Here is a 26819-nt window from a genome sequence, read left to right as displayed (position 1 = left end):
AAGCTCCTCCGGCTCTTTAGGTGTGTGCGAACGTCCATCATAGCGCACGCGCGAGCGCGCGAACGTTGCCGATCATCCCGATCAGATGGGGCGCGGCGCCGCAGAGGATCGCGAGGCGGTCGTCGTCGAGCTTCAACCCGGCGCTTGCCGCGGCGCGCTCGCACAGCGCGGCGATCTGCGGATCGCTCGAGGCAGTGGACCGCCGCGGCTTCTCGTAAGCGATCGGCGCCGGCGGCGCGAAAGACTGCGGCGCCGCCTGCGCTTTCGTCCACCATCGCGTCGCCCGCTCGTAAGCGCGCGCGACCCCGAGCACTCCCGCGTCGTCGAAAGGCTTGCCCACGATCTGTATCGACAGCGGCAGGCCTTCCTCACTGTAGCCGGCGGGCACCACGATCGCGGGCAGGCCGAGCAGCGCGAAAGGGCTGAAGCGGTTCAGGCTCGGCCACTTCGCGAGCTCGGGCCCGAGGCGCGGCGCCGGACCCGCGCCGGCGGTGACGAGCACGTCGCAGCGCTCCCACACCGCGCTCATCTCGTCGATCATGCGCGCGCGCAGCCGCTGCGCATCGAGGTAGTCGGACGCCTGCACCAGGCAGCCGATGAGCGTGCGCTCGTGGAACACATCGCCGAAATCCTGCGGCCGCGATGAGAGCGCCTCCCTCTGTACCGCCAGCGTCTCGGGCTCTTCGATCAGCGTCCACGCGTCGCAATAGTCGCGCAGCGGCCGCAGGCGAACGTGCTCGATCGCCGCCCCGAGACTTTGCATGACGCGCAGCGCTTCGACGGTCGCCTCAGCCAACGCGGGCGCTACGGGCTGGTCCTCTTCCGAGAAGTGACGCACGACACCGACGCGCAGATCGATGCGCTCCTGTCTCATCGGCTCCCGCCACGCAATCGAAGTCGCGACGCTGCCGCGGTCCGCCGCATCGAAGCCGCTCATGGCCTCCATCACGATCGCGCAGTCTTCGACGGTGCGGGTGAGCGGGCCGCAATGATCGAGACTCTCCGAGTTCGGCAGGACGCCCCCGCGGCTGACGACGCCGAAGCTCGGCTTGAACCCGACGAGCCCGCAGAGCGAAGCGGGCGTGCGTATGGAGCCTCCGGTGTCGCTGCCGAGCGCGAAGAGCACGAGCCCCGCCGCCAGCGCCGCGCCGGACCCGCTGCTCGATCCGCCGGTGAAGAGCGCCGGATTCCACGGGTTGCGCGCGGGAGGCCACGGCAGGTCGAAGCTCGGGCCGCCGTGCGCGAGCTCGTGCATCGCAAGCTTGCCCATGAGGACGGCGCCGTGCTCGTAGAGCCCCGCGATAACGGCCGCGTCTGCGGTCGGGACGTAATGCTCGTAAGCGCGCGAGTGTCCGGTCGTGCGTATGCCGCGCGTCTCGTAATTGTCCTTGGCGCCGAAAGGAATGCCGTGCAGCGGCCCGCGATACTCGCCTCTGACGATCTGCGCTTCGGCGGCGCGCGCCTGCGCGAACGCCGTGTCGCGAGTAACCGTCAGAAAGCTCGAGATCACCGGATCGATCGCATCGACGCGATCGAGCAGCGCGCGCACGAGATCGACCGGAGAGAGCTCGCGCGTTTCGATCAGGCGCGACGTTTCGGCGATGGTGAGAGGGCGTGAGGTCATCGTGCGGTTATTATGTGGCAAACAAGGGAGGACGAAATGACGGCACGTGCACTGCTCGTTATCGTCGCGCTCGCGGCATCGAACGCCTGGGCGCAGGCGCCTTATCCATCGAAGCCGCTGCGACTGATCGCGCCCTTTCCGCCGGGAGGCACGACCGACGTGCTGTCGCGCATCGTCGCGCAGAAGCTCGGCGACGCGCTGGGACGCCAGGTCGTCGTCGAGAACAGACCCGGCGCGGGCGGCAACCTCGGCCACGAGGTCGCGGCGAAGGCGCCGGCCGACGGTTACAACCTCGTCATGAGCAGCAACGCCGCGCTCGTCGCCAACCCGCACCTCTACAAGCGGCTCGGCTTCGACCCGCTGAACGACTTCGCGCCGATCTCGGTCGTCGCGAAAGCGGGACAGGTGCTCGTCGTCCACCCCTCGGTGCCCGCGCGCAACGTGAAGGAGCTGATTGCGCTCGCGAAATCGCGGCCCGGCAGGATGAACTTCGGCTCGGGCGGACGCGGCACGCCGGCGCACGTCGCGGGCGAGATCTTCAAGTCGGTGACCGGCGTGAACATCGTCCACGTGCCTTACAAGGGCGGCGTGCTCGCGGTCATGGACACCGTCGCGGGGCAGATCGACATGAGCTTCGCCGACATGGCGCCCGCGGTGCCGCAGATCAAGGCGGGCAAGCTCAAGGCGCTCGCGGTGACGAGCGACGCGCGCTCGCCGGTGCTGCCGGACGCGCCGACGATGGTCGAGGCCGGCATCAAGGGCAGCAGCCCGCAGACGTGGTGGGCCGTGCTCGCGCCCAAAGGCACGCCCGCCGACGTCATCACGCGCATCAACGGCGACCTCGCGAAGATCGTGAAGCTTCCCGACGTCGTCGAGAAATACGCGAGCCTCGGCGTCGCACCCGCGCACAGCACGCCGGGAGAGATCACCGAGATGATCAAGGCGGAGTCGCCGGCGATGGGGCGGGTGCTCAAGGCGGCGGGCGTCGAGCCGGAATGAAGGTGATGCATGCGACCACGATGAACGAAATCCCTCCCACCGAATCGGTGCTATCCCTCTACCGCACCATGTGCCTCATCCGCGCCTTCGACACCCACGCCGGCGACGCGCGGAGGGCAGGGAAGCTGCGCGGGTCGGTGCACGAATACATCGGTCAGGAAGCGATCGCGACGGGGGTGTGCGCGAACCTCGATCGCGCCGATTACATCAGCAGCTATCACCGCGGCCACGGGCACTGCCTCGCGAAAGGCGCCGATCCCGAAGCGATGATGAAGGAGCTCTACGGCCGCGTCGGCGGGGTGTGCGGCGGCAAAGGCGGGTCGATGCACGTCGCCGATTTCTCGCTCGGCATCCTCGGCGCGAACGGCGTCGTCGCCGACGGCGTCACGATCGCGGTGGGTGCAGCGCACGCGGTGAAGATGAAAGGCGAGCAGCGGGTCGTCGTCGCGTTCTTCGGCGACGGCGCGATGAACCGCGGACCGATGCTCGAAGCGCTCAACTGGGCGAGCGTCTTCGGCCTGCCGGTGCTCTTCGTGTGCGAGGACAACCTCTACTCCGACCGCACGCGCACCGGCAGCGTCAGTGCGGGACCGGGGCCGCTCGCTCGCGCCGCCGCGTTCGGCATCGCCGGCGAGACCGTCGACGGCAACGACGTCATCGCGGTGAGCGAAGCCGCGGCGCGCCACGTGCGTGAGGTGCGCGAGCACAGCCGCCCGCGTTTCCTGCATGCGACCACCTATCGCTGGCGCGGCCATCTCGCGCTCGACAAAGGGCTCTATCGCGACCCGCGGGAGGTCGAGCGCTGGCAAGCGGTCGATCCCATCGTGCGCACGGCGTCATGGCTTTCTTCGCGCGGCGTCGAGCGCACGGGGCTGTCACGCGAGAACGATGCGGCGATCGAGCGCGTGGCACGTGCGGTCGCGGCCGCCGAGACCGCGCCGTGGCCCGATCACACGACGCTCTACACCGACGTGCAGGACGTGGGAGCGCCGTCGTGACCACGATGACGTACGCGCAGGCCGCGCTGACCGCGCTCGCGCAGGAGATGGAGCGCGACGGCAGCGTGTGGGTGCTGGGTGAAGACCTCGGACCCGAGGGCGGCGTCGCCGGCCAGTATCTCGGCTTGCAGCAGCGTTTCGGCAAGACTCGTATCGTCGACACGCCGATCTGCGAGAACACGATCATGGGCGCGGGTGTGGGCGCGGCGCTGTGCGGCACGCGTCCGGTGATCGAGCTGCGTTACGCCGACTTCGGTATCTGCGCCGCCGACGAGATCGTCAATCAGGCCGCGAAGGTCCGCTACATGCTCGGCGGCCAGGTGCGCGCGCCGCTCGTGATCCGGCAGCCGATCGGGTTTCGCGACGGCATGGCCGCGCAGCATTCGCAGTCGACCGAAGCGTGGTGGGTGCACGTGCCGGGGCTCGTCGTCGTCGCGCCGTCCAACCCCGCCGACAACCACGCGCTCCTGAAAGCCGCGATCCGCTGCGACGATCCCGTGGTCTACATGGAGCACAAGGAGCTCTGGACCGTCGCCGGCGAAGTCGACGAGGCAGCACAGCCTGCAGCGCTCGGCCAGGCGAACGTGGCGAAACGCGGCAGCGACGTCACCATCGTCACGTGGTCGAGCATGGTCGGCGTGTGCCTCGAAGCGGCGCAAGCGCTGGAGGCGCGCGGCTGCAGCGCGGAAGTGATCGACCTGCGCACGCTGTGGCCGTGGGACCGCGAGACGGTATTCGAGTCGGTCGCACGCTCGCGGCGGCTGCTCGTCGTGCACCAGGCGGTGAAAGTCGGCGGCTTCGGCGGCGAGATCGTCGCCGAGGCGAGCGAGCAGCTTTTCGACAGGCTCGTCACCGCCCCGCGCCGGCTCGGCGCGCCGCGCGTGCCGGTGCCGTATGCGGAGCCGCTGGAAACGATGTGCAGGGTGGGTGCAGCGGACGTCGTGCGCACGGCCGAGGCAATGATGCTTTAACGGCGCAATGCGTTTGCACGCACCCTGCGAAGCAAGCAGGCGCGCGGCATGCAACATTCACCCGTTCACCCGTTCACCCGTTCACCCGAGATGATCCCCTACTCCCTCCTCGACCTCGCCCCGATCGCGCAGGGCGCCACCGCCGCCGACGCTTTTCGCAACTCGCTCGACCTCGCGCGGCACGCCGAAAGCTGGGGCTACACGCGCTACTGGCTCGCCGAGCATCACAACATGCGCGGCATCGCGAGCGCGGCGACCTCCGTCGTGATCGGCCATATCGCCGGCGGCACGCGGACGATCCGCGTCGGCGCGGGCGGCGTCATGCTGCCGAACCACTCGCCGCTGGTGATCGCGGAGCAGTTCGGCACGCTCGAATCGCTGTATCCGGGCCGTATCGATCTCGGCCTCGGCCGCGCGCCCGGCAGCGACTTCGAGACCGCGCGCGCCTTGCGCCGCGATCCGGTCTCGGCCGGCGACCGCTTCCCCCAGGACGTGCTCGAGCTCCAGGCGCTGCTCGCGCCGGCCGAGGCGGGCCAGACCATACGAGCCGTGCCGGGCGCGGGGCTCGAGATTCCGTTGTGGATCCTCGGTTCCAGCCTCTTCGGCGCGCAGCTCGCCGCGATGCTCGGCCTGCCGTATGCGTTCGCGTCGCACTTCGCGCCCGATGCGCTGATGCAGGCGCTCGACGTCTACCGCAGGAGCTTCAAACCGTCGAAGCAGCTCCGGACGCCTTATGCGATGGCAGGGGTCAACGTGTTCGCCGCCGACACCGACGAAGAAGGTCGGCGCCTCTTCACGTCGCTCCAGCAGGCTTTCGTGCAATTGAGGCGGGGCAATCCGGGGCCGCTGCCGCAGCCCGTCGACCGCATGCCGTGGTCTTCGCCCGCCGAGCGCGACATGGTCGACCACGCCCTGCGCTACTCGTACGTCGGCTCGCCGCGCACCGTTCGCGAAGGGCTGCACCGGTTCATCGCACAAACGCAGGTCGACGAGATCATGGTGACGGGGCAGATCTACGACCACGCGGCGAGGCTGAGGTCGTTCGAGATCGCGGCCTCTGTACTGCGTGACGGGTGATGCGGTGGCGGGCGAACCGGTGACGAAGTCACCGTCACCGCCTTATCCGTCACCGTTTTATCCGTCACTTTTTGCCCTTTTGTGATACGTTTCTTCGACAAAACTCCGGAGGAACGCGGCAGTGGACAGCCCGGCAGCAAAGCGAGATTTTTCCAACGTCACGTACGAAGAAGCGCTGCGCCGCGCGCGAGCGCTCATCCCTTTCCTGAGAGAGCAGGCGCCGAAGAACGAAGCGCTGCGCAGGCTCACGCCCGAAGTCATGCAGGCGCTGCACGAGAACGGCCTGCTGCGCTACCTCCAGCCTAAACGCTGGGGCGGCATGGAGCTGCCCTTCATCTCCTATTTCGACATCCCCGAAGCGCTCGCGCGCGGCGACGCCGCGACCTCGTGGGTCGTCTGCAACCTCGCCGCGCACCATCGCACCCTCGCGTGGGCCGAGCCGCGCGCGCAGGAAGAGATCTGGGGCGCGAACCCCGACGTCGGCATCGCCTCCGGCATCGCGTATCACCAGGGCCGCGCGACGCGCCTCGAAGGCGGTCTGAAATGCTCGGGCGAATGGAGCTTCTCGTCGGGCACCGACCACGCCGAATGGGAGCAGCTCGCGTTCGTCGTGCGCGAGAACGACAAGCCGGTCGATTACGTGTTCTGCATGATCCCGCGCGCCGACTACGAGGTCGTCGACGACTGGCAGGTGCTCGGCATGCGCGCGACCAGCAGCAAGACCGTGCGCTGCAAGGACGTCTTCGTGGCGCAGCACCGCGTGATCTCGATGGTGGTGAAGGACGGCCGCAACAATTGGCCCGGCCTCGCGGTCAACACCGCCCCGATGTTCCAGGTGCCCGTCTCCGCGATCGGCGGCAACGGGCTCGCCGGCTGCCTCATCGGCAACGCGCGCGCGGCGCTCGACGTGACGATCGACTGGGTGAAATCGCGCAGCACCAACTACACCGGCGCCAAGATGCGCGACTTCCAGACGGTCCAGCTGCGCATCGCCGACGCCGGCGCGAAGATCGACGCCGGCGCGGCGCTGATCCGCAACGACGTGCTCGAAGCGCAGGACATCTACGAGCGCGGCGGCGTGCTCGACCTCGAGACGCGCCTGCGCTACAAGCGCAACAGCGCGGCGGGCGTGCGTCTCGCGGTCTCGGCCGTCGATTCTCTCCAGGAGATGGCCGGCGGCATGGGCATCTACGACCGCTCGCCGCTCCAGCGCATCTTCCGCGACATGCGCGCGGGGGCCGGACACTTCAGCTTCAGCCTCGACGCGCAGCTTCCGCCCTGGGGACTGGTCGCGCTCGGCGGGGACTTCAACAGCCCCACCATGTAGCGCAGGCGCCCTCGCCTGCACGACAGGCTCGCTTCTTTCCCGCTGCAGGCGAAGCGCCTGCGCTACTCCGCCCGCTTCCCTCTGCGGCGGCGCCGTATCAGAATGTCATAGCGCAGTCCTATATACGGGAGGCCGCCATGAAGCTGTTTGCTTCCGCAGTTCTCGCCGCGCTTTGGCTCATCGCCTCATCCGCAACCGCGGACGAAACGTGCAACTCCCCCTACATCTCCAAGCTCATCAAAGGCCAGGAAGACTACGTCTACGTCTGGACGCTCGGCGTGGAAGGCCTCGGCGACGGCTGGGACAAGCTCGTCACGATCGACGTCAATCCGAAGTCGAAGAGCTACGGCAAGGTCATCCACCAGGTCTCGGTCAAATCGCGCGGCGAAGCGCATCACATGGGATTCACCGACGACCGCCGGCAGATCTGGGCGGGCGGGCTGGCCGGCAGCGAGATCTACGTCTTCGACATCCGCGACCCCGCCAAGCCGCGGCTGATGCACACGATCGACGACCTGGCCGCGAAGACCGGCTACATCGGGCCGCACACCTACTATGCGCTGCCCGGCCGGATGCTCGTGCAGGCGCTGTCGAACGACAAGGACAAAGGCGGCGTCACCGGCATGGCGCTCTACAACAACAAGGGCGTGTTCATCGGGAGCTACCCGATGCCGACGACGAACGGCGGCGACGGTTACGGCTACGATCTCGCGGCGAACCCGAAGAAGAACGTGCTGCTCACGTCGAGCTTCACCGGCCACGACAACTACATGCGCCCCATCGGCAGCCTCATCAAGGACGAAGCCGCGATGAAGCGCTTCGGCAACACGATGGTGCTGTGGGACATCAAGCCGCTCAAGCCGAAAAAAGTGTTCGCGGTGCCGGGCGCGCCGCTGGAGATCCGCTGGTCGCCGAATCCGAAGGACAACTGGGCGATCACCGCGACCGCGCTCACGTCGAAGCTGTGGCTGGTGAAGCAGGACGCGCAGGGCGAATGGCAGGCGAAGGAAGTCGGCACGATCGGCGACCCGTCGAAGATCCCGCTGCCCGTCGACATCAGCATCACGCGCGACGGCAAGGGCCTGTGGGTCAACACCTTCATGGACGGCACGACGCGCTATTTCGACCTCTCGAATCCGGAGGCGCCGCAGCAGACCTACCAGAAGAACACCGGCCGCCAGATCAACATGATCTCGCAGAGCTGGGACGGGAAGCGCGTCTACATCACCTCGTCGCTGCTCGCGAACTGGGACAAGGGCGGCGCGGACAACGAGCAGTTCATCCGCGGCTACACGTGGGACGGCAAGGAGCTCGCGCAGGTGTTCGAGGTCGATTTCACAAGGGAGAAGCTCGGCCGCGCGCATCACATGAAGCTCGGCGCGAAGCGGTTCTAGCGGTGCGCCCTTTAGCGCTCGCCGTGGTGCTCGCGGCGCTGAGCGCCGCGGCCGCGGCGCATCACACCGACGACGGCATCCCGAAGCTCGACTATCGGGCGCCGCAGCCGGGCACGTACACGCTCGAGCGCATCATGCGCGCGCCCGACGGACCGGTGCTCGACACCGAGTCGCGCGTGAGCCGCCTCGCACAATTCACCCGCGGCCGCGTGACGCTGCTCGGCTTCATCTACACCACGTGCAGCGACCCGGAAGGCTGTCCGCTCGCGTATCGCGTGTTCGACAGCCTGAAGCAGCGCATCCATGCCTCGCCCGCGCTCGCCGGCAGGGTGCGCTTGGTCACGCTGAGCTTCGATCCCGCGCGCGACACGCCGGGGGTCATGGCGCAGTACGCCGGCAGCCGGGTGAGGGAAGAGAAGGGTCTGTCGTGGTATTTCCTGACCACGCGCAACGCGCGCGACCTCATGCCGCTGGTCGAAGGCTTCGGCCAGGACGTGCGCACCACCGTCGACCGCTCGAGCGGCCGCCCGGTGCGCGAGCTGTCGCACGTGCTGAAGGTGTTCCTGATCGACGGGGACGGCTGGATCCGGGAAATTTATAACTCCACTTTCCTGCATCCGGATGTGGTGATGAGCGACATCCGGACGCTGCTCATGGAGAAAAAGTCACGGGTGAAGCGGTGACGGATAGTGCAGTGACGGACGAAATCAGCGGACCGTCTTCTTCACCTGCTTGTGACCGTGCTTCTTGACCATCTTGACCTGGTGCATCCTGGGCGCCGGCGCTTTCGCGGCGGTGTGCGCCTTGCGCGCCTTCTTGTGCGCCTTGTGCGCTTTTTTGTGCGACTTCTTCACTTTCACGACCTGGTGCTGCGCCTGCTGAGGCTGCACGTCGGCGGCGAAGCTCGAACCGGCGACACCGAACGCGAACGCGGACGCGATGACCGCGGCGATCAACTTCTTCATTTCCACATCTCCTCGAAGGGACGTCTCTGGACGGAGAGCTCCGGCGGAGCTCGTGGGGCCTATAACGGAACGTGATCGATTCGAGTTGACCGGCCGTAACACTCTGTTACAGATCAAGCGGTTCAGCCGTGCTCGGGCGTGATACCGGCTTCCTTCATCACGCGCCGCCACTTCTCGATGGTCTGCCGGATCATGTCCTGGCACTGCTCGGGCGTGCCGACGCCGGGCTCGAGGCCTTCCGCTTTCAGGCGCGTCGAAGCTTCCTCGGTGCTCAGCGCCTTCACGACTTCCTGGTTCCAGCGAGTGAGGATCGGCTTGGGCAATCCCTTCGGCCCCCACATCGCATACCAGTGAGACGCTTCGTACCCCGGCACGGTCTCGGCCACCGCGGGAATGTCCGGCAGGTACGGCGAGCGCTTCGCGGTCGTCACCGCGAGCGCGCGCACCCTGCCCGCCTTCACGTGCGGCATGCTGGGCACGATGCTCATCGCGGTCGCCTGGATCTCGCCGCCGACGATCGCGGTCATCGCCGGACCGCCGCCCTTGTATGCGATGTCGACGAACCTGGTCTTGGTCATCAGCTTGAACAGCTCCAGCGCGAGGTGCACGTTGCTGCCGCGCCCGACCGTGCCGAAGTTGAGCTTGTTCGGGTTCGCGCGCGCGTAGGTGATGAGCTCCTGCACGGTCTTCGCCGGAACCGACGGATGCACCGTGAGCAGCAGGCCGGTCGTTCCGAGCACCGCCACGCCCTGGATGTCCTTGATCGGGTCGTAAGACGACGGCGGCTTGTAGGCCGAGCCCGCGGCATAGGTCGCCGACACGATGATGAAGGTATAACCGTCGGGCGCGGAGCGCACGGCCATCTCCGCGCCGATCGCGCCGCCCGCGCCGGGCCGGTTGTCGACGACCACCGGCTGCCCGAGCGACTCGGCCGCCTTCACCGCGATCAGCCGCCCGAGCTGATCGGTCCCGCCGCCCGGCGCGAACGGCGAGATGAGACGGATAGGTTTGGTCGGATACTTCTGCGCCGACGCGGTCGCGGCTGCGGTGCTGAGCAGCAGTACAGCCGCGAGTTTCAGGCTTTGGTGCAACGTCTTCTCCTCGTTGTAAAAGGTGATGAGGTGAAGGTGATGAGATGGAAGTGATGAGGTGAAGGGGTAAAACGGACCTTACCTTTATCTCATCACCTTTACCCCGTCACCTCTATCTCCTCGCTCCTTCACGCCGGCACCGCCGCCAGCTGCCTCGCTATGAACGCCTTCGCCATCGCGTGCGCCTTGTCCGTCTGCGGACCGGGCTCGGCCACCCACATGTGGCCGCAGCCCGCGAACACCTCGAGGTCGCATTCGCCGCCGGCCTTGCGGTAGGTCTCGGCGAACTTGATCTGGATCGGCGGGATCACGTTGTCGTCGAGCTCGCCCTGCATGATGAACATCGGCGGCATGCTGATCTTCTCGCCGCGCTCGAGGATCTGCTGCGGGTTGCCCTCGTAAATGCTCTCCCACGGGATGAAGTAGCGCTTGGTCTTGTTCATCATCTCCTCGCGCTTCATCTTCTCGGCCTGGAGATAGCGCGTGTGCGGGTCGCTGATCGGCGAGCGCGCGATGACGTAGGCGATCTTCGCGTCGACGTTCGGCGCCTCGGGCAGCGGATGGGCGTTGTAGCGCGGATCGTTCGGACGAAACGCGAGGAGCTCCGCGACGTGACCGCCGGTGGAGCTGCCGAGCACGCCGAGGCGCGAGGCGTCGCCGTTCCACTCCTTCGCCTTGTGCTTGAGCCAGCGCACCGCGTAGTTCGCGTCCTGCACCGAGCCGGGATACGGCGCTTCGGGCGCGAGCCGCAGGTCGACCGCGACCACGAGCATGCCGCTCCTGGCGAGCGCCTCGTCCATGGGCACGTTGGCGAGGCGGTCCTTGTCGTTCCACGCGCCGCCGTGCAGATCGAGCAGGGCCGGAAACGGACCCTTCCCCTGCGGTTGATAGATGCGCGCCATCAGCGTGCGATTCGGCGTCTTGCGGAACTCGACGTCCCACACCTTGATCTCGTAATTCGCGTCGGGGTTGTACTGGCTCACGATGGCCTCCTTCTTTGCGTGCGGTCGTAAAGGTTACCATCGCGCTTCCATCAGGGGGAGGAAGACGATGCTGTTCACTTGCGGTCCGCGCGCCTGCGCGGCGGCGGCGCGCGCACCGGCGCGCAAGGTCGTGAAGAAGGGCAGGAAGAGTCTCGCGGTCGACCTGCACTGTCACGTGCAGACGCCGGAGGCCGAGGCGCTCGCCAGGCAGACCAAGGTCGAGCCGCGCGATCCGATCGTGCAGCACGGCAGCGCGCGCTCCGCCTCCCGCCAGCACCAGTTGCGCCAGGAGCTGGACAAGAAGCTCACGAGCGTCGCCCAGCGTCTCAGCGACATGGACCGCATGGGCATCGACGTGCAGGCGATCTCGACCTCGCCCAGCCAGTACTACTACCGCCTCGAGCCCGAGCTCGGCCGCGAGACTTCGCGCGTGGTCAACGACAACCTCGCGAACATCGTCGCCGGCAACCCCGACCGCTTCGTCGCGCTCGGCACGCTGCCGATGCAGGAGCCGGACTTCGCGATCGCCGAGCTCACGCGCTGCATGAAGGACCTGGGATTCCGCGGCATCGAGATCGGCACCAACGTGCGCGGCGCGGAGCTGTCGGACCCGAAGTTCGAGAAGCTGTGGGCGAAGTGCGAAAGCTTGAGCGCGCTGATCTTCCTGCACCCTTCAGGCTTCACCGACACCAGCCGCCTGAAAGAGCACTTCCTCACCAACGTCATCGGCAATCCGCTCGACACCACGTACGCGCTGTCGCACATCGTGTTCGGCGGCGTGCTCGAACGCTATCCGAAGCTCAGGTTCGTCGCGGCCCACGGCGGCGGCTATCTCGGCCACTACCCCGCGCGCATGGACCACGCCTACCGCGTGCGCCCCGAATGCCACGACCACATCAAGCGCCCGCCGTCGTACTACATGAAGAAGATCTACTTCGACACGATGGTGTTCGGCGAGACGCAGCTCGAGCATCTCGTGAACCTGTGGGGCGCGGACCACGTGGTCATCGGCACCGATTACCCGTACGACATGGGTTATTACAAGCCGGTCGATTTCGTGGAGGGGGCGAAGCTGACGCGCGCCCAGAAAGATCAGATCGTGGGCGGGAACGCGGCGAAGCTGTTGCGGTTGAAAAGGTGACGAGCGGCAAAGCGCGCGTCATCCCCGCGTAGGCGGGGATCGATTTTGACGTTGAAGATCAAAATGGATTCCGGATCACTTCCGCTACCGCGGGTCCGGAATGACGAGCACTAAACCACTGGAGGAGTGGAAGCTTCCTTGACCCAGGCTTCCACGAGTCGATAGCCGACAGCGAGCACCAGCGGGCCTACAAAAATCCCGACCAGCCCGAAAGCAACGAGGCCTCCGATCACACCGGCGAACACCAGCAGCAGCGGCAGGTGTCCGCCGCGGCGTATGAGCACCGGACGGAGGATGTTGTCCATGCTGCCGACGATGATCGCCCACACCGCGACGCCGATCGCCCAGCCGGTGCTGTCCTGCCACCACAGCCACGCGGCCGCGGCGAAGATGATGGGCGCGGCGCCGATCTGCGCGACGGCGAGGATGAACATCAGCGCGGTCAGCAGGCCGACGAGGGGAATGCCGGCGAGCGCGAGACCGATGCCGCCCATGACGCTCTGCACGAGCGCGGTGACGACCACGCCGAACGCGACGCCGCGGATCGCCTGCCCCGACAGCTCGACCACCTCTTCGCCGCGCGCGCCGGCGACGCGCCTGAAGAACAGGCGCAAGCCCAGCGCCGCCTGTTCGCCATACGCGTAGAGGATCGCGGAGATGATGAGCGTGAGCAGGAACGTGAGCGCCACCATCCCGAAGCTGCCGACTTCGGACACGAACCACGTGGCGACGCTGCGCGCATACGGCTCGAGCTTCGCCGTCAGCTCCTCGGGACCGTAGGTCGCGATCTCGCTGTACGAGGCGTCGATCTTCGGCCCGGCGAACGGGACGCCTTTCACCCAGTGCGGAAGCTGCGGCAGCTCGGCCTTGCTGATCGAGCCGACCCAGCCCGAGATCTCGTCGGCGTTCTGCACGAGCGTGGTGATCGCCAGCGTGAACGGAATGACGAACGCGAGCACCAGCCCCGTCGTCATCGCGGTCACCGCGAGCCAGCGCTTGTTCCACAGCTTGCGCTGGACGTTGAGCATGAGCGGCCACGTCGCGACGACGATCATCGCCGACCACAGCAGCGCGGGAAGGAAAGGCCGCAGGATCCAGAAGCACGCCGCGATGAGGCCGACCATGAAGAGCACTGCGAACGTGGTGCGCGGCAGGTCGTGTCTCACCGTTGCGGTCAGCGGCGCCGGCGGTGTCGCCGCACGGCGTGCGGTGATGTCAGGTTCGTCCATCGGTGAGGGCGCTGCGCGGCGTGTTCATGGGTTGGACGGCGGTGCAAGTTGTGAGCCGGGATTCTACCTGCGGGGCCCGTCACGCTTCATCGATCACGATTTATACTGACCCTTCCACGAAGGAGGAGACTGCGTGACCTACCAGACCATGGACGTGCGCCCGATCGCGGGCGCGCTCGGCGCCGAGATCTACGGCGCTAACCTCAAGGACCGCGACGACAGCCCGATGTGGCTGGAGCTGCGGCAGGCATTTCTCGAGTTCCACGTGATCGCGGTGCGCGGCCAGGACCTCGCGCCCGAGGACATGATGCGCATCGGGGCGAAGTTCGGCGAGCCGTGCTACTACCCCTTCGCCAAAGGCATGGAAGGTTTTCCGTTCATCACCGAGGTGATCAAGGAGAAGCACGAGCGCGAGAACTTCGGCGCCGACTGGCACACCGACACGATGTATCTGGAGAAACCGCCGCGGGCGACGATGCTCTACGCGGTCGAGACGCCGCCGCGCGGCGGCGACACCCTGTACGTGAACACCTCGGCGGCCTACGACGCGCTCTCGGACGGCATGAAGAAGATGATCGACCCGCTGATCGGCGTGTCGAGCGGCGGCCTCAAGAACAAGAAAGGCGGCGACCGCGCCGCGCACCTGTCGCGCATCGGCAGCATGACCGCGACCAACGTCGACCGCGCGACCGCGTTCGAATCGCGCCACCCGATCGTGCGCACGCATCCGGACACCGGCCGCAAGTCGCTGTATCTGTCGTACCTGCACACCATCCGCTTCGACGGTTTCACCGAGGAAGAGAGCAAGCCGCTCATCAAGTTCCTCAACGATCACTGCATCGAGCCCGAGTTCAGCTGCCGCGTGCGCTGGGAGCCGGGCCAGCTCACGATCTGGGACAACCGGACCTGCCTGCACAACGCGGTGAACGACTATCACGGGTCCAGGCGACAGATGAGGCGGCTGACCGTGGGTCCCGAAGTGCCGGTCTAGGAATTACCGAAGGCGTCATTGCGAGGAGCGGGAGCGACGAAGCAATCCCGGAACGTCCGTTTACGTGCGCCACGGGATCGCGGCGTCGCTACGCTCCTCGCGATGACAATCCGCTACGCGGCAGCAGCAAGCTTCGTTTTAAACAGCCAGTCGCGGTAGTCGTCCAGGTCGCCGTCGAACGGCTGCAGCGTCCCGTCGGCGACGATCAGGAACTGCTCGGTCGTCGCGCGCAGCAGGTGCCGGTCGTGAGACACCAGCACGAGCGTGCCTTCGAACTGCGCGAGCGCGACCGTCAGCGCGTCGCGCGTCTCGAGATCGAGGTGGTTGGTGGGCTCGTCGAGCAGCAGCAGGTTGGGCCGCTGCCACACGATCATCGCCAGCGCGAGCCGCGCTTTCTCCCCGCCCGAGAAATGGGTGATGGGCCGGATCGCCATGTCGCCCGCGAAGTTGAACTGGCCGAGGAAGCTTCGCAGATCCTGGTCGCGAACCCGCGTGGTCATGCGCTGGAAGTGCCAGAGCGGCGATTCGTCGTCGCGCAGCATCTCGACCTGGTGCTGCGCGAAGTAGCCCACCGCGAGGCCCTTGTTGAAGTGCGCGACGCCGGACAGCGGCGCGAGCTCGCCCGCGATGGTCTTGATGAGCGTCGACTTGCCCGCGCCGTTGATGCCGAGCAGCCCGTAGCGCTGCCCGCTCTGCAGCGAGAAACCGATGTCGCGCACGATCACCTTCTCGCTGCCGTCGGGCAGGCGATAGCCCGCGTCGACGCGATCGAGCACGAGCAGCGGATCGGGCGCCCGCAGCGGATCGCGGAACTCGAACGAGAACGGCGCGGTGACGTGCAGCGGCGCGACCTCTTCCATCTTCGCCAGCATCTTCATGCGGCTTTGCGCCTGCTTCGCCTTGCTCGCCTTGGCGCGGAAGCGCTCGATGAACGACTCGAGATGCGCGCGCTCGCGCTGCTGCTTCTCGATCTGGCCCGCGGCGAGCACGACTGCCGCCGCGCGCTGGCGCTCGAAGCTCGAGTAGTTGCCGCCGTAGCGCTTGAGCTTCTTCGCATCGATGTGGACGATCACGTTCACCACGCCGTCGAGGAAATCGCGGTCGTGCGACACGATGACGAGCGTGCCGCGGTAGCGTTTGAGCCATTCCTCCACCCACAGGATGGCGTCGAGATCGAGGTGGTTGGTCGGCTCGTCGAGCAGCAGCAGGTCGGACGGGCACATCAGCGCCTGCGCGAGGTTGAGCCGCATGCGCCAGCCGCCCGAGAAGCTCGCCACCGGCTCGTCCATCTGCTCGTGCGAGAAACCGAGCCCGTAGAGCAGTTGCTCGGCGCGCGAGCGCACCGTGTACGCGTCGGCGTCGCCCAGCGCGGCGTAGACCTCACCGATGCGCATGCCGTCGTCCGCCGCTTCCGCCGCGGCCAGCTCGGCTTCGAGGCGGCGCAGCGTGGTGTCGCCGTCGATCGCGTAGTCGATCGCGCTGCGCTCGAGCGGCGGCGTCTCCTGCGCCACGTGCGCGACGCGCCAGCTCGCGGGGTAATCGAACTCGCCCTTGTCGGCGTGCAGCTCGCCGCGAAGCATCGCGAACAGGCTCGATTTGCCCGCGCCGTTCGCGCCGATGAGGCCGATCTTGTCGCCGGGATTGAGGGCGACGTCGGCCGCGTCGAGCAGGACTTTGGCGCCGCGTACGAGCGTCACCTGGGAGAGGCGGATCATGGGGAAGTCGCCGCGCGCGGAGGGGGCGCGCAAAGGGCGCGATTCTACGCAGTACTCGAGCGCCGCGCCCGGCGCGCCTTCGCCCGTTTCAGCCCAGAAGCTGCGCGAGCCTGCCCTCGTCGATGGGTTTGACCACGTGGTCGTCGAACCCGGCTTCCTTCGCGCGCCGCTCGTCCTCGGGCAGGCCGTAGCCGGTCAGCGCCACCAGCCGGATCGTGCCGTCGAGCGCGGCGCGGATGCGGCTCGCCACCTCGTACCCATCGAAACCCGGCAGGCCGATGTCGACGAGCGCGACGTCGGGCCTGATCTCCAGCGCCAGCCGCACTCCGCTCGGGCCGTCGGAAGCTTCGTGCACCCGGTGGCCGGCCAGCGCGAGCAGGGTCTTCAGCATCTCGCGCGCGTCGGCGTTGTCCTCGACGACGAGGACGTCGCGCGGCGTCGATTGCGCCGGCGCCCCGGCGCCTTCGGCCTCCTCCGGCGCCGCGATCTCCGGCAGCCGCACCTCGAACTCGCTGCCTTTGCCCGCGCCTGCGCTGCGCGCGGCGACGCTGCCGCCGTGCAGCTCGACCAGCCGCCTCACCAGCGTGAGCCCGATCCCCAGGCCGCCGTCGGCGCGATCGAGCGTGCGCCGCCCCTGCACGAAGAGGTCGAACACCCGCGGCAGCAGATCGGGCTCCAGCCCCAGCCCGGTGTCGGCCACGCGCAGCACGGCGTGACCGCTTTCGCTCGCCACCGACACCGTGATGCGTCCGTCGAGCGGCGTGTACTTGCACGCGTTGGTGAGCAGGTTGGTCACGATCTGCTCCATGCGGCTCTGGTCGGCGTGCACCCACGACGGCGTCAGCACCAGCTCGATCTGCTGGCACTCCGCGCGCGTCGCCTGGATCGCGGCGACCGCGCGGCGCGCGATCAGCGCCAGGTCGACGTTCAGACGGTCGAGCAGGATCTTCCCGGTCATGACGCGTCCGACGTCGAGCAGATCGTCCAGGAGCCGCGCGAGATGGCGCGACTGGCGCCGGATGATGCCGGTCGCAGCGCCCGCCGCCGGGTGGCTCGCGCCGCCGGTCTTGTCGATCACGGCCACCGCCGCCGTGATCGCAGCGAGCGGGTTGCGCAGCTCGTGGCCGAGCATCGCGAGGAACTCGTCCTTGGAGCGGCTGCCTTCTTCCGCGGCCGCGCGCGCTTCGCGCTCGCTCTGCAGCAGGCGCTCGCGCTCGGCCTGCGCGGCGACGAGCGCCTCCGCCGCTTCGCGCAGCTCGGGGATGGCGATCGGCGGCACCTCGGGCACCTGCCCGCGGCGCCAGCCGCGCGCGACGTCGCCGAGCCACGCCATCGGCCGCGTGACGGTGCGCGAGACGAAGAGCGCACCGGCGATGCCGGCCGCCAGCGAAAGCACGATCACCGCCGCGAGCAGCGCATACGACGCGGCGATCGGGTTGTCGATCGCCGAGCGCGGCACGCCCATCGCGACCACCCAGCCGGTCATGTGGGAGCGCAGGAACGCGGTATAGACCTCGCTGCCTTCGAGGGTCGTCGTGATGCCGAAGCCGTGCGGCTTGCCCGCCATGAACGCGAGGAGCGTGTCGGAGACCGGCTTGCCGTAACTCTCGTCGTGCGCCCGCGAGCGCGCGATGACCGTGCCCCTCGAATCGGCGATCGCGACGACCGCGCCGGCCGGAAAACGCTGCCGCGCCAGCAGCCCGCTCATCACGTCCGGCTTGGTGCTGGCGTTGAGGACGTAGACGATGCGTCCGCCCTGGAACACCGGCACGCGCACGACGAACCGCCGCACGTTCGTGAGCGGAGCCGGCACCAGGTTGCTCACGATCGGCTTGCCGGTGCGCAGCACCTCGCTCAACGTCTCGGTATCGCCGGCGCGCGGCAGCGGCGTGCCGAAGGGCCTGCGCAGGTTGAGGAGCTGCTGTCCGGTCGCGTCGAGCAGGGTGACGTTGTCCCATTCCTGGCGGCGCTGGAGCGCGCTGCGCGCGCGGCCGTAGAAGGACTGAAGGTCGTTCTCGGCGAGCGGCTGGGAGGTGGCGAGGATCTCGAGCGCGGCGCGGGACGCGTTGATCTCGGTATCGACCGCGGTCGACAGCGCGCGCACCGTCTCCAGCGCCGAGCGCTCGAGGTCGGCGCGCTGCGACTGCGCGTTGCGCGCGACGATCGCCAGCGACACCACGGCCACCGGCAACATCGCCGCGAGGGCGATCCCGAGCAGTCGTGCCTTGAGCGACGGGTTGCGTAGGAGAGCCCGGGGCATCGATCGATTATCCCATGCGGGTGCGGAGCGTCAGGTCACGTCTTTGGGTACACGCGTTGCACCTGCCACGTGAGTCTTACCGGGTGTCAGCACCATGCGTACCGTCACCGCTTTCGTCTTCGCAGCCGCGGCTGCGATCGCCTCCCCCACCCTGGCGGCGCCGAACGACGTCGACGTGAAGGTGCAGATCGTCGACCAGGAAGTGCGCACGACGGTCTCGTTCTTCGTCCCGGCGTCCCAGCAGCGGGTATGGGACGTGATCACCGACTACGAGCGCACGCCGGAGTACATGCGCGAAGTACAGAGCGCCAGGGTGATCGCCCGCTCGGGCGACACGCTGCGCGTCGCCCAGCGCGACCAGGTGAAGTTCGGCCCGTTCTCGATCCCGATCGACACCGTGCGCGACGTGAAGCACATCGAGCCCACGCGCACCGAGTCGCACATCGTCAGCGGCTCGTTCAGGAAATACGACGCCGAGATGCGGCTCGTCCCCGAATCGGGCGGCACGCGGGTCGTCTACCGCGCGCAGACCGTTCCGGATTCGGCGCTCGCCGCTTTCGCGGGCGAATCGACGATCAGGAAGCACACCGAGGAGCGGTTCAGGCAGCTGCGCGCGGAGATCCTCCGCCGCGAGCACGTCGCGAACCGCTAGGGTTTGGGTATCCGCAGCGTCTTGCTGATCATCAGGGTCCCGGACAGCCCGAAGAGCAGCGCCAGCGGGTGCAGCACCGCCGGCCCGAGGTCGAGCGCCCCCCAGTAGAGCGCATCGCCCAGCCTTCCCTGCGACGCCGCGTAGGCGAGCACGCCGGTGAGCACCACGCTCGTCGGGATCGGCGTGCCTTCGAAGTATTTCACCTTCCCGCTTTCGCTGCCTTCCGCGAGCTGCTCGGCGGTCACGTTGTAGCGCGCGAGCCGGCTCACGCCGCAGCACACGAAGTAGATGAGGACGACCCAGTCCCACCCGCCGTGCATGCCGGCCGCGAACGCGAGCGCCGCCGGGGCGACGCCGAACGAGATCACGTCCGCCAGCGAGTCGAGCTCGCGGCCCATCGCCGAATGGGTCTGGCGCCAGCGCGCGATGCGCCCGTCGAAGACGTCGAAGAGGAAGGCCGCGGGCGCCATCGCCGCCGCGGCGTAGAACATGCCGATCGACTGCGTCGCGACGTAGGCCATGGCCAGGAACACCCCCGCCACGCCGCAGCCGGCGTTGGCGAGGGTGAAGAGGTCCGCGAGGTGAAACCCCCGGATCATCGAGAAATGCTTGCGGGCCGCGGGTGCGCTCATGCTCGTTGTGAACTCCTGTTCGTTCGTGCCCCTTCAGCAATCCCCAGACCGCCGCGCGCTACTGCGCTCCGATCGGTCTGCGGTCGTCGGGGAAAAACTCGCTGATCAGATACGCTTCCAGCCCCGCCTGATCTCGCCGCCGCGCCGACAGGGTCACGATCCTGCCGGAGCGGCTTTCCCAGGTGAAGTCCTGCTCGTCGTAGTCGCGGCGGATGACGTCGATCATGCTGCGCACGATGGCGACGCGGATGTCGGGCGCATTCCCCTTGCGCACCTCGATGGTCTGGAGCGCGTCACGGCGTATGTCCCTGTTCCAGCCGTAGAAGGCGTATCTCGCGTAGTCGTAGCTGCGCGTCTCGATCTGGAACACGCCTCCGCCGGGAGGTCGCTTGCCATAGGTCGGCTTGTTGCCGGTGCCGAGATTGAGCGCGGCGAGGCGGTTCGCACGCTCGTTCGCGCTCTCGGCCGGGGGTGCGGGCGGTGCGACCGCGGCGGCGGGCCCGGGCGGCGGCGCAGGGCTCATCGTCTCGCCGCGGGCGCGGCGGCGCGCCTCGAGCGCGGCCGCGAAGTCCTCGCGCGGCACGGCCGCGGGCGGCGGCGGCGGGGCCACGCGCACCGGCGCTTCGGCCGGAGCGCTGCGCGCGATGACCGGCGGCGGCGGCGGCGGCCTGGGGGCGACGCGCGGCGGCGGCGTTTCGCGCGGCGGACGCGGAACCGGCGCCGCGCGTGGCGGCGCGGGCGGGCGCGGACGCTGCGCCACCACCGGCGGGCGCGGCCGCGCCGGCGGGAGGATCACGATGTTCAGGGGCCCTTTGCCTTCGTCCGGCCGCACCGCATCGTCGGCGGGCCCGCTGTGCAGCCTGGGGTTCACCTGCCACAGCAGCAGCGCGTGCACGAGGATCGACAGCGCGATCGTGATCCAGATGCGCGGGATCGTGACGCCTGCGCGGGCGCCCGATGACGGCGGCGCGAAATAACCGCTCATCGCCACGCGCCGGGCCTCCATTCCATCGCGTCAGCGGCCCGCGGCGAACGCGGCGCGCACCGCGCGTTCGTGCTCCAGCACGCGCCGGACGCTCGCACGCGCGCCGACGCGCTCGAAGTGCGAGCGGCAGTGGGGAAAGCCGGAAAGGTCGAGGTCGAAGCTGGCGGCACGCCTGAAACACCAGAAAAAATACGCGTCCACCGCGGTGTAGTGCTCGAAGAACCACTCGCGGCCGTCGAGCATGCGCTCGGCGATCGAGAAATCCTCGAACAGCAGCCGGTTCCCGACGCGTCTTACGCTTTCTTCTGAACCGGGCAGATCGCAATAGTTCTCCGGCCGCGCGTTCGGCGTCAGGTGCGGGTGGACAGTCGAGGCGAACCATGCCATGCGCGAGATCGCCTGGATCTGCTGCCACGGATCGGCCGGAAGCAGCTTCGCGTGCGGGAACTGCCGTGCGATCCAGATCTGGATCGCGACATTCTCGGTGAGCGGCTCGCCGTCCGCGACGAGCACCGGCACCTTGTGCTTCGGATTGAGCGCGAGAAAGGCCGCCGTGCGATGCTGGTTCGTGCGCGTGTCGAGATTCTCGACCGAGAACTCGGCGCCCGCCTCGGTCAGGGTCACATACGGCACGAGCGCGCAGGTGAGCGGCCCGTAGTACAGCGTGAGCTTCAATGGATGTCCTCCTCATGGCGCGGCGCCGAAGCGGCATCGTGGACGATGTGCGTAAAGCTGCGCGGATTCAGGCCGGAATTCAGCGTAATCTCCCCGCTCACGCGAGTAGAGGGTTTCCGGCAGCTCACCATGCGCTTGTCCACCACGCTTACCGCCGCAGCGGCCGCGTTGCTATTTTCGGGCAGCGGGACGGCTGTCGCCCAGGTACCCAACAAGCCGGCCTCGGCGCTGACCGAAAGCGAGCTCAGGGAAGTGCTGGTCTGGAACTCGCCATGGGAAGGCGCGGCGTCCGTTCCCGGCAAATCGTACTCGTATCGCACGACGTTCCGCGCGCGCCGCGAGACGCTGCTCGCCGAAGTCGTCAGCTACTCGACCAACGAGCGCGCCGACAGTGTGGTCACCCTGCAGAACGGCCGGCTGACGTGGCAGGATTCTAACGGCGCGGATGTGACGGTGACCCTGGCGGACGCCGGGGAGCTCGTCGGCACCGCGTCGACGAAAAACGCCAGCGTGCCGATCGTCCTCAAACCGCGGCGCTAGCGGTCATCGCGAGGCGGCTCCGGCAGGAACGCCGACGCGATCCCGTGGCGCACGGCCCCCCCCGGACGCTCCGAGATCGCTTCGTCGTTGCGCTCCTCGCAATGACGGCTAACCCAGCACGCCCGCCGCGGCGAGCCTGGAAATCTCGCTTTCCGAAAGACCCAGCACCTCGCTCAGCACTTCCCTGGTGTGCTGGCCCAGCGTCGGCGACGGCGACGGCGCCTTCGGGGGGGTCTTCGACATGCGCACCGGGCTTCTCACCACCTTCACGTTGCCCACGCTCGGATGGTTCACTTCGGCGAACGAGCCGCGCGCCTTGGTCTGCGGATGCTCGACGACCTGCGCGAGGTTGTTGATCGCGCCGGTGGGAATGTCATTCTCCAGCAGGAGCTTCTCCCATTCCTCGTACGACTTCTCCATGAACGCTTCCTGCAGCGTCGCGATCAGCGACTCGCGGTGCTTGCTGCGCTCGACGGTGTTCACGTAGCGCGGATCCTCGAGGAGCTGCGGCAGGCCGATCACCGGACAGAACTTGCGCCAGAGCTTCTCGCCCGCGATCGCGAGCGCGAGGTCGCGCGTCCTGGTATGGAACGTCTGGTACGGCACGACCACCGAATACTGCGTGCCGAGCGGCTTCGGGACGATGCCGTTGGCGAAGTAGTTCGCCACGGTGGTGCCGAGCAGCGCGAGCTGACCTTCCATCATCGAGATGTCGATCTGCTGGCCTTCGCCGGTCTTGTCCTTGGCGCGCAGCGCGACCATCACCGCGTACGCGCAATACATGCCCGCGGTCATGTCGGCGATCGACACGCCGCACTTGGTGCCGCTGCTGCCCGGCTCGCCGGTGACGCTGATCATGCCGCTCTCGGCCTGCAGGATGAGGTCGAGCGCGGCGCGCTCGCGATAGGGTCCGTCCTGGCCGAAACCCGAGATCGACCCGTAGATGATCCCGGGATTGCGCTTCTTCGCCTCCTCGTAACCGAGGCCGAGCTTCTCGAGCGCGCCGACGCGATAGTTCTCGAGCACGACGTCGGACTGCTCGACGAGCTTGAAGAAGAGCGCCTTGCCTTCGGGCTTCTTGAAGTCGATGACGATGCCGCGCTTGTGGCGGTGCAGGCTGACGAAATAGGCGGTCTCGCCGCCCGGCAGCGGCGCGCCCCAGCCGCGCGCGATGTCGCCGTGGCCCGGCGGCTCGACCTTGATCACCTGCGCGCCGAAATCGGCGAGCATGGTGCTGCAGAACGGACCGGCGAGCGCGTGCGTTAAATCGAGGACCTTGACGTCTTCCAGGGGGAGCATGCGGGAATCCTGCGGGGTGGTTTGCGGGAACCGGCGGATTTTAGCCCGCACGTCATCCCCGCGTAAGCACCGCCGTCATTCCCGCGCAAGCACCGCCGTCATCCCCGCGCAAGCACCGCCGTCATTCCCGCGCAAGCACCACCGTCATTCCCGCGCAAGCACCACCGTCATTCCCGCGCAAGCACCACCGTCATTCCCGCGCAAGCACCCGCCGTCATTCCCGCGCAAGCACCCGCCGTCATTCCCGCGCAAGCGGGAATCCATTTTGACCTTGTTTCTCCCGCGCCCCCAGCGTCGCCACGATCGCGACGAGCGCCGCGGGCTCGACCGGTTTGGCGAGATGCATCTGGAAGCCCGCGGCGATCGCCCGATCGCGGTCGTCGGGCCGGGCGTATGCCGTCAGCGCGAGCGCCGGAATGCGCGCACGCGCCCCCTCGAGGGCGCGCACGCTGCGCATCAGCTCGTAACCGTCGGCGCCGGGCATGCCGATGTCGCTCACCAGCACGTCGAAGACCCGCTCGGCCATCAGTCCCAGCGCCGCACGCGCGCTGTCGGCCGTGGTGACGCGCGCGCGGCACTCCTCGAGCAGGCGCTTCACCAGCTCGCGCGAGTCGGGCTCGTCGTCGACGACGAGCACCGCGAGACCGTCGAGCTGCGCGCAGTGCTCCTCGAAGCTCGCGGTCCGTTCGCGGCCGTGCACCCCCGCGGGCCTCGTCTCCGGCACGAGCGTGACCGTACGCAGCGGCAGCTTCACCACGAACGTCGAGCCGCGCCCCGCGCCTGCGCTCTCCGCGCGCACCTCGCCGCCGTGGAGCTCGACGAGCTGCTTGACGATCGCGAGTCCCAGTCCCAGGCCGCCGTACCGCCGCGTCGTCGTCGCGTCCGCCTGGCGAAAGCGGTCGAAGACATGCGGCAGGAATTCGGGCGCGATGCCTTCGCCGGTGTCGCTCACTGCGAGCTCGACGTGCCCGTCGATGCGGCGCAGCGCGATCGTCACCGTGCCGCCTTCGGGCGTGAACTTGATCGCGTTGGAGAGAAGGTTCCATGACACCTGCTGGAGCCGGCTCGCATCGCCGGTGACGTCGAGCCCGCCGCCCGGTATCGCCGGCGGCAACAGGGCGATCTGCCTCGCTTCGGCAGTCGGCCGCACCGTCTCGATCGCCGACTGCACGAGCGCGGCGAAATCGACGCGGTGCACCGAGAGCCTGACCTTGCCCGAGATGATGGCGCTCATGTCGAGCAGGTCGTCGATGATCTGCGCCTGCGCGCGCGCGTTGCGCTCGATCGTGTCGACACCGCGCCTGAGCTCGTTTGGTAGCTCGGCCTTCATGCGGATGATCTGCGCCCAGCCGAGGATCGCGTTGAGCGGCGTGCGCAGCTCGTGCGAGAGCGTGGCGAGGAACTCGTCCTTCATCCGGCTCGCGCGCTCGGCGTCGGAGCGCGCCGCCTGCTCGGCTTCGAGCGCCTGCGCGAGCGCGTCTTCCATCTGCTTGCGGTCGTGGATGTCGGTATTCGTGCCGAACCAGCGGACGACCCGTCCCGCCGCATCCTTGATCGGCAGCGCACGCCCGAGGTGCCAGCGATAGACACCGTCGTGACGGCGCAGCGGGTATTCGATCTCGTACGGCGTTCCGGTGCGCAGCGCGTCCGGCCACACCTGCATCACGCGCTCCAGGCCTTCCGCCGTATGCACGTGCTTCCAGCTCTCGAAGCCGACGCTGCCCTCGACCAGCCCGGTGTACTCGTACCACTGGCGGTTGAAGTAATCGACCTCCCCGTCCGGCTTGGCGGTGAAGACGATCTGCGGCATCGCGTCCGCGAGCTGGCGAAAGCGCCCTTCGCTCACGCGCAGCGTGCGCTCGACGCGCGCGCGCTCGATCGATTCCCAGCAGCGGTTCGCGACGTGCAGCACGAGCTCGACCTGCGCGCGCGTCCAGTCGCGCGGCGTCGTCTGGTTCACGGCCATCACCGCGACCAGACGGCCGCCCTTCCTCAGCGGTACGCAGACATAGGCGCGCACCTGCATCTGCCGGTAAGGCGTGAGATCGCCGAGCGGCGGCCGGTGCGTTTCGATGTCGTCGACGACGTGAGGGCGTCCGTCGCGCATCGCCCGCAGCATGTCCTGGCCGAAGTCCGAGAAACGATAGCGGCCGCTGACGTGCGGCACGGCGCGGCTGTAGTCGCCCGCGATCGTGAAGGTATTCTCGTCCGCCTCGACGTCGGCGTAATTGCAGCGATCGGCCTCGAGGTATTCGGCGAGCAGCCGCGCGCCCGCGGCGGTGATCTCCTCGGGATCGGTGAGCGAGCGCATCGTCTCCTCGAGGAGCAGCAGGAAACGGTCTCGCGCCTCGGTCTGCATGCGCTCGGTGACGTCGACGCCGTGCGCCAGGATTCCGGCGACGGTCCCGTCGGCACCACGCAGCGGCCGGTAGACGAAGTCGACGAAGGTTTCCGCCAGCGCGCCGCCGCCTTCACGCTGGACCATGAGGCGCATGCCGTTGCCGACGAAAGGCTCGCCGGTCTCGTAGACCCGATCGAGCACCTCGTAGAACCCCTGTCCCCGCACTTCCGGCAAGGCCTCGCGCAGCGGCTTGCCGATGATCTCGCGCCGGCCGATGAGCGCGTAGTAGCGGTCGTTCGCGAACTCGAAGACGTGCCCGGGCCCGTCGAGGACGGCGAGGAACGCCGGCGACTGCTCGAACGCTTCGGCGAGACGCGCGCGCTCCTCGCCCACCTGCTGCAGCAGCCGGTCGCGCTCGCGCTCGGCTTCGACGCGGCCGGTCTCTTCGGTGACCGCGCAGAAGAGCCCGCCGATGCCGCCGCGGTCGTCGGGGATCGGGCTGTACGACCACGTGAACCAGGTGTTCTCGGTATAGCCGTGGCGCTCCATGACGAGCAGCACGCGCTCGTTCCACGTCGCTTCGCCGCGCGTCATCACCGCTTCGGCCTGCGGCCCCACGACGTCCCAGATGTCGTCCCACGACTGCCGCGCCGGCCGTCCGAACGCGGCGGGATGGCGCTTGCCGAGCGTCGGCACGTACGCGTCGTTGTAGAGGTTGATGAGCTCGCGCCCCCACCACACGAACATGGGAAAGCGCGAGTTCAGACAGATGCCGACCGCGATGCGCAGCGCCTGCGGCCACGCGTCGCGCGGGCCGAGCGGGGTGCGCGACCAGTCGGTGGTCGCGAGCAGCTCGCGTGTCGGGCTTTCCGGGAGATTCGCAGGCAAGTCGGACAACGGGTATTCCGTACGTGGACCGGACGGTAAGCC

The 26819-nt window shown here is 68.1% G+C and carries 23 protein-coding genes; 11 read left to right on the top strand and 12 right to left on the bottom strand.

Annotation, left to right across the window (positions count from 1 at the left end; translation table 11 throughout):
* Positions 1-37: 37 nt before the first annotated feature.
* On the bottom strand, positions 38-1624 hold the full coding sequence (locus VHP37_10990) for an amidase (GenBank protein ID HEX2826863.1): 1587 nt from the start codon (positions 1622-1624) through the stop codon (positions 38-40).
* Positions 1625-1660: 36 nt separating this feature from the next.
* Here VHP37_10990 and VHP37_10985 point away from each other — a divergent pair, with 36 nt between their 5' ends.
* The 7 genes from VHP37_10985 to VHP37_10955 all read left to right on the top strand — a co-directional run bounded on the left by VHP37_10985 (position 1661) and on the right by VHP37_10955 (position 9073).
* Complete coding sequence (locus VHP37_10985) at positions 1661-2623, top strand: tripartite tricarboxylate transporter substrate binding protein (GenBank protein ID HEX2826862.1); 963 nt, start codon at positions 1661-1663, stop codon at positions 2621-2623.
* A 20-nt stretch (positions 2624-2643) separates the two neighbouring features.
* Positions 2644-3621 carry a thiamine pyrophosphate-dependent dehydrogenase E1 component subunit alpha gene (locus VHP37_10980; GenBank protein ID HEX2826861.1) on the top strand — a complete coding sequence of 326 codons (978 nt, stop codon included), beginning with the start codon at positions 2644-2646 and terminating at the stop codon, positions 3619-3621.
* A 5-nt stretch (positions 3622-3626) separates the two neighbouring features.
* Positions 3627-4592: a transketolase C-terminal domain-containing protein gene (locus VHP37_10975; GenBank protein HEX2826860.1), complete on the top strand. Its 966-nt coding sequence runs from the start codon at positions 3627-3629 to the stop codon at positions 4590-4592.
* A 90-nt stretch (positions 4593-4682) separates the two neighbouring features.
* Positions 4683-5669: an LLM class flavin-dependent oxidoreductase gene (locus VHP37_10970; protein HEX2826859.1), complete on the top strand. Its 987-nt coding sequence runs from the start codon at positions 4683-4685 to the stop codon at positions 5667-5669.
* 121 nt (positions 5670-5790) lie between these two features.
* Positions 5791-6996 (top strand): acyl-CoA dehydrogenase family protein, encoded by a 1206-nt coding sequence (locus VHP37_10965; protein HEX2826858.1) that lies wholly within the window; start codon positions 5791-5793, stop codon positions 6994-6996.
* 137 nt (positions 6997-7133) lie between these two features.
* On the top strand, positions 7134-8390 hold the full coding sequence (locus VHP37_10960; GenBank protein HEX2826857.1) for a selenium-binding protein SBP56-related protein: 1257 nt from the start codon (positions 7134-7136) through the stop codon (positions 8388-8390).
* A gap of 2 nt (positions 8391-8392) precedes the next feature.
* Positions 8393-9073, top strand: coding sequence for an SCO family protein (locus VHP37_10955; GenBank protein HEX2826856.1), 681 nt, complete (start codon positions 8393-8395; stop codon positions 9071-9073).
* Between the two features lie 24 nt (positions 9074-9097).
* Here the strand turns inward: VHP37_10955 and VHP37_10950 are convergent, their stop codons facing one another.
* The 3 genes from VHP37_10950 to VHP37_10940 form a co-directional block, all read right to left on the bottom strand.
* Complete coding sequence (locus VHP37_10950; protein ID HEX2826855.1) at positions 9098-9355, bottom strand: hypothetical protein; 258 nt, start codon at positions 9353-9355, stop codon at positions 9098-9100.
* Between the two features lie 122 nt (positions 9356-9477).
* Positions 9478-10446: a tripartite tricarboxylate transporter substrate binding protein gene (locus VHP37_10945; GenBank protein ID HEX2826854.1), complete on the bottom strand. Its 969-nt coding sequence runs from the start codon at positions 10444-10446 to the stop codon at positions 9478-9480.
* A gap of 128 nt (positions 10447-10574) precedes the next feature.
* A complete protein-coding gene (locus VHP37_10940; GenBank protein HEX2826853.1) occupies positions 10575-11429 on the bottom strand; it encodes an alpha/beta hydrolase in 855 nt (284 codons plus the stop codon).
* A gap of 67 nt (positions 11430-11496) precedes the next feature.
* Between VHP37_10940 and VHP37_10935 the strand changes: the two genes are divergently transcribed.
* Positions 11497-12570 (top strand): amidohydrolase family protein, encoded by a 1074-nt coding sequence (locus tag VHP37_10935; protein HEX2826852.1) that lies wholly within the window; start codon positions 11497-11499, stop codon positions 12568-12570.
* A gap of 110 nt (positions 12571-12680) precedes the next feature.
* On the opposite strand, the gene ydiK is transcribed toward VHP37_10935, so the two are convergent.
* On the bottom strand, positions 12681-13799 hold the full coding sequence (gene ydiK, locus VHP37_10930) for an AI-2E family transporter YdiK (protein HEX2826851.1): 1119 nt from the start codon (positions 13797-13799) through the stop codon (positions 12681-12683).
* Positions 13800-13932: 133 nt separating this feature from the next.
* Here ydiK and VHP37_10925 point away from each other — a divergent pair, with 133 nt between their 5' ends.
* Positions 13933-14790, top strand: coding sequence for a TauD/TfdA family dioxygenase (locus tag VHP37_10925; GenBank protein ID HEX2826850.1), 858 nt, complete (start codon positions 13933-13935; stop codon positions 14788-14790).
* A gap of 113 nt (positions 14791-14903) precedes the next feature.
* Here the strand turns inward: VHP37_10925 and VHP37_10920 are convergent, their stop codons facing one another.
* Positions 14904-16505, bottom strand: coding sequence for an ATP-binding cassette domain-containing protein (locus VHP37_10920; protein ID HEX2826849.1), 1602 nt, complete (start codon positions 16503-16505; stop codon positions 14904-14906).
* Between the two features lie 88 nt (positions 16506-16593).
* A complete protein-coding gene (locus VHP37_10915; protein HEX2826848.1) occupies positions 16594-18765 on the bottom strand; it encodes an ATP-binding protein in 2172 nt (723 codons plus the stop codon).
* Between the two features lie 94 nt (positions 18766-18859).
* Between VHP37_10915 and VHP37_10910 the strand changes: the two genes are divergently transcribed.
* Positions 18860-19417: an SRPBCC family protein gene (locus tag VHP37_10910; protein ID HEX2826847.1), complete on the top strand. Its 558-nt coding sequence runs from the start codon at positions 18860-18862 to the stop codon at positions 19415-19417.
* On the opposite strand, the gene VHP37_10905 is transcribed toward VHP37_10910, so the two are convergent.
* The 3 genes from VHP37_10905 to VHP37_10895 are packed head-to-tail and all read right to left on the bottom strand — an operon-like array spanning position 19414 to position 21709.
* Entirely contained in the window at positions 19414-20049 is a 636-nt protein-coding gene (locus VHP37_10905; protein ID HEX2826846.1) for a CDP-alcohol phosphatidyltransferase family protein, read from the bottom strand. The two genes, VHP37_10910 and VHP37_10905, sit on opposite strands and share 4 nt — an antisense overlap.
* A 58-nt stretch (positions 20050-20107) precedes the next feature.
* Positions 20108-21055: a hypothetical protein gene (locus tag VHP37_10900; GenBank protein ID HEX2826845.1), complete on the bottom strand. Its 948-nt coding sequence runs from the start codon at positions 21053-21055 to the stop codon at positions 20108-20110.
* 9 nt (positions 21056-21064) lie between these two features.
* Positions 21065-21709 carry a glutathione S-transferase N-terminal domain-containing protein gene (locus tag VHP37_10895; protein HEX2826844.1) on the bottom strand — a complete coding sequence of 215 codons (645 nt, stop codon included), beginning with the start codon at positions 21707-21709 and terminating at the stop codon, positions 21065-21067.
* Between the two features lie 3 nt (positions 21710-21712).
* Between VHP37_10895 and VHP37_10890 the strand changes: the two genes are divergently transcribed.
* The gene (locus VHP37_10890; GenBank protein HEX2826843.1) at positions 21713-22249 is read left to right on the top strand and encodes a hypothetical protein; all 537 of its coding nucleotides are present in this window, start codon (positions 21713-21715) and stop codon (positions 22247-22249) included.
* 108 nt (positions 22250-22357) lie between these two features.
* Here the strand turns inward: VHP37_10890 and VHP37_10885 are convergent, their stop codons facing one another.
* Positions 22358-23548 carry a CoA transferase gene (locus VHP37_10885; protein ID HEX2826842.1) on the bottom strand — a complete coding sequence of 397 codons (1191 nt, stop codon included), beginning with the start codon at positions 23546-23548 and terminating at the stop codon, positions 22358-22360.
* Between the two features lie 238 nt (positions 23549-23786).
* The gene (locus tag VHP37_10880; protein ID HEX2826841.1) at positions 23787-26777 is read right to left on the bottom strand and encodes an ATP-binding protein; all 2991 of its coding nucleotides are present in this window, start codon (positions 26775-26777) and stop codon (positions 23787-23789) included.
* Positions 26778-26819: the final 42 nt, after the last annotated feature.

This window comes from Burkholderiales bacterium (assembly GCA_036262035.1).
Classification (GTDB): Bacteria; Pseudomonadota; Gammaproteobacteria; order Burkholderiales; family SG8-41; genus JAQGMV01.
This window is presented reverse-complemented; position numbering and strand designations above follow the sequence as displayed.

Bases quoted from the DNA above. Each gene is read 5' to 3' on its own strand.
- VHP37_10990 (HEX2826863.1), bottom strand. From the start codon at position 1,624: ATGACCTCACGCCCTCTCACCATCGCCGAAACGTCGCGCCTGATCGAA.
- VHP37_10985 (HEX2826862.1), top strand. From the start codon at position 1,661: ATGACGGCACGTGCACTGCTCGTTATCGTCGCGCTCGCGGCATCGAAC.
- VHP37_10980 (HEX2826861.1), top strand. From the start codon at position 2,644: ATGAACGAAATCCCTCCCACCGAATCGGTGCTATCCCTCTACCGCACC.
- VHP37_10975 (HEX2826860.1), top strand. From the start codon at position 3,627: ATGACGTACGCGCAGGCCGCGCTGACCGCGCTCGCGCAGGAGATGGAG.
- VHP37_10970 (HEX2826859.1), top strand. From the start codon at position 4,683: ATGATCCCCTACTCCCTCCTCGACCTCGCCCCGATCGCGCAGGGCGCC.
- VHP37_10960 (HEX2826857.1), top strand. From the start codon at position 7,134: ATGAAGCTGTTTGCTTCCGCAGTTCTCGCCGCGCTTTGGCTCATCGCC.
- VHP37_10950 (HEX2826855.1), bottom strand. From the start codon at position 9,355: ATGAAGAAGTTGATCGCCGCGGTCATCGCGTCCGCGTTCGCGTTCGGT.
- VHP37_10935 (HEX2826852.1), top strand. From the start codon at position 11,497: ATGCTGTTCACTTGCGGTCCGCGCGCCTGCGCGGCGGCGGCGCGCGCA.
- ydiK (HEX2826851.1), bottom strand. From the start codon at position 13,799: ATGGACGAACCTGACATCACCGCACGCCGTGCGGCGACACCGCCGGCG.
- VHP37_10920 (HEX2826849.1), bottom strand. From the start codon at position 16,505: ATGATCCGCCTCTCCCAGGTGACGCTCGTACGCGGCGCCAAAGTCCTG.
- VHP37_10915 (HEX2826848.1), bottom strand. From the start codon at position 18,765: ATGCCCCGGGCTCTCCTACGCAACCCGTCGCTCAAGGCACGACTGCTC.
- VHP37_10910 (HEX2826847.1), top strand. From the start codon at position 18,860: ATGCGTACCGTCACCGCTTTCGTCTTCGCAGCCGCGGCTGCGATCGCC.
- VHP37_10905 (HEX2826846.1), bottom strand. From the start codon at position 20,049: ATGAGCGCACCCGCGGCCCGCAAGCATTTCTCGATGATCCGGGGGTTT.
- VHP37_10900 (HEX2826845.1), bottom strand. From the start codon at position 21,055: ATGGAGGCCCGGCGCGTGGCGATGAGCGGTTATTTCGCGCCGCCGTCA.
- VHP37_10890 (HEX2826843.1), top strand. From the start codon at position 21,713: ATGTCCTCCTCATGGCGCGGCGCCGAAGCGGCATCGTGGACGATGTGC.
- VHP37_10885 (HEX2826842.1), bottom strand. From the start codon at position 23,548: ATGCTCCCCCTGGAAGACGTCAAGGTCCTCGATTTAACGCACGCGCTC.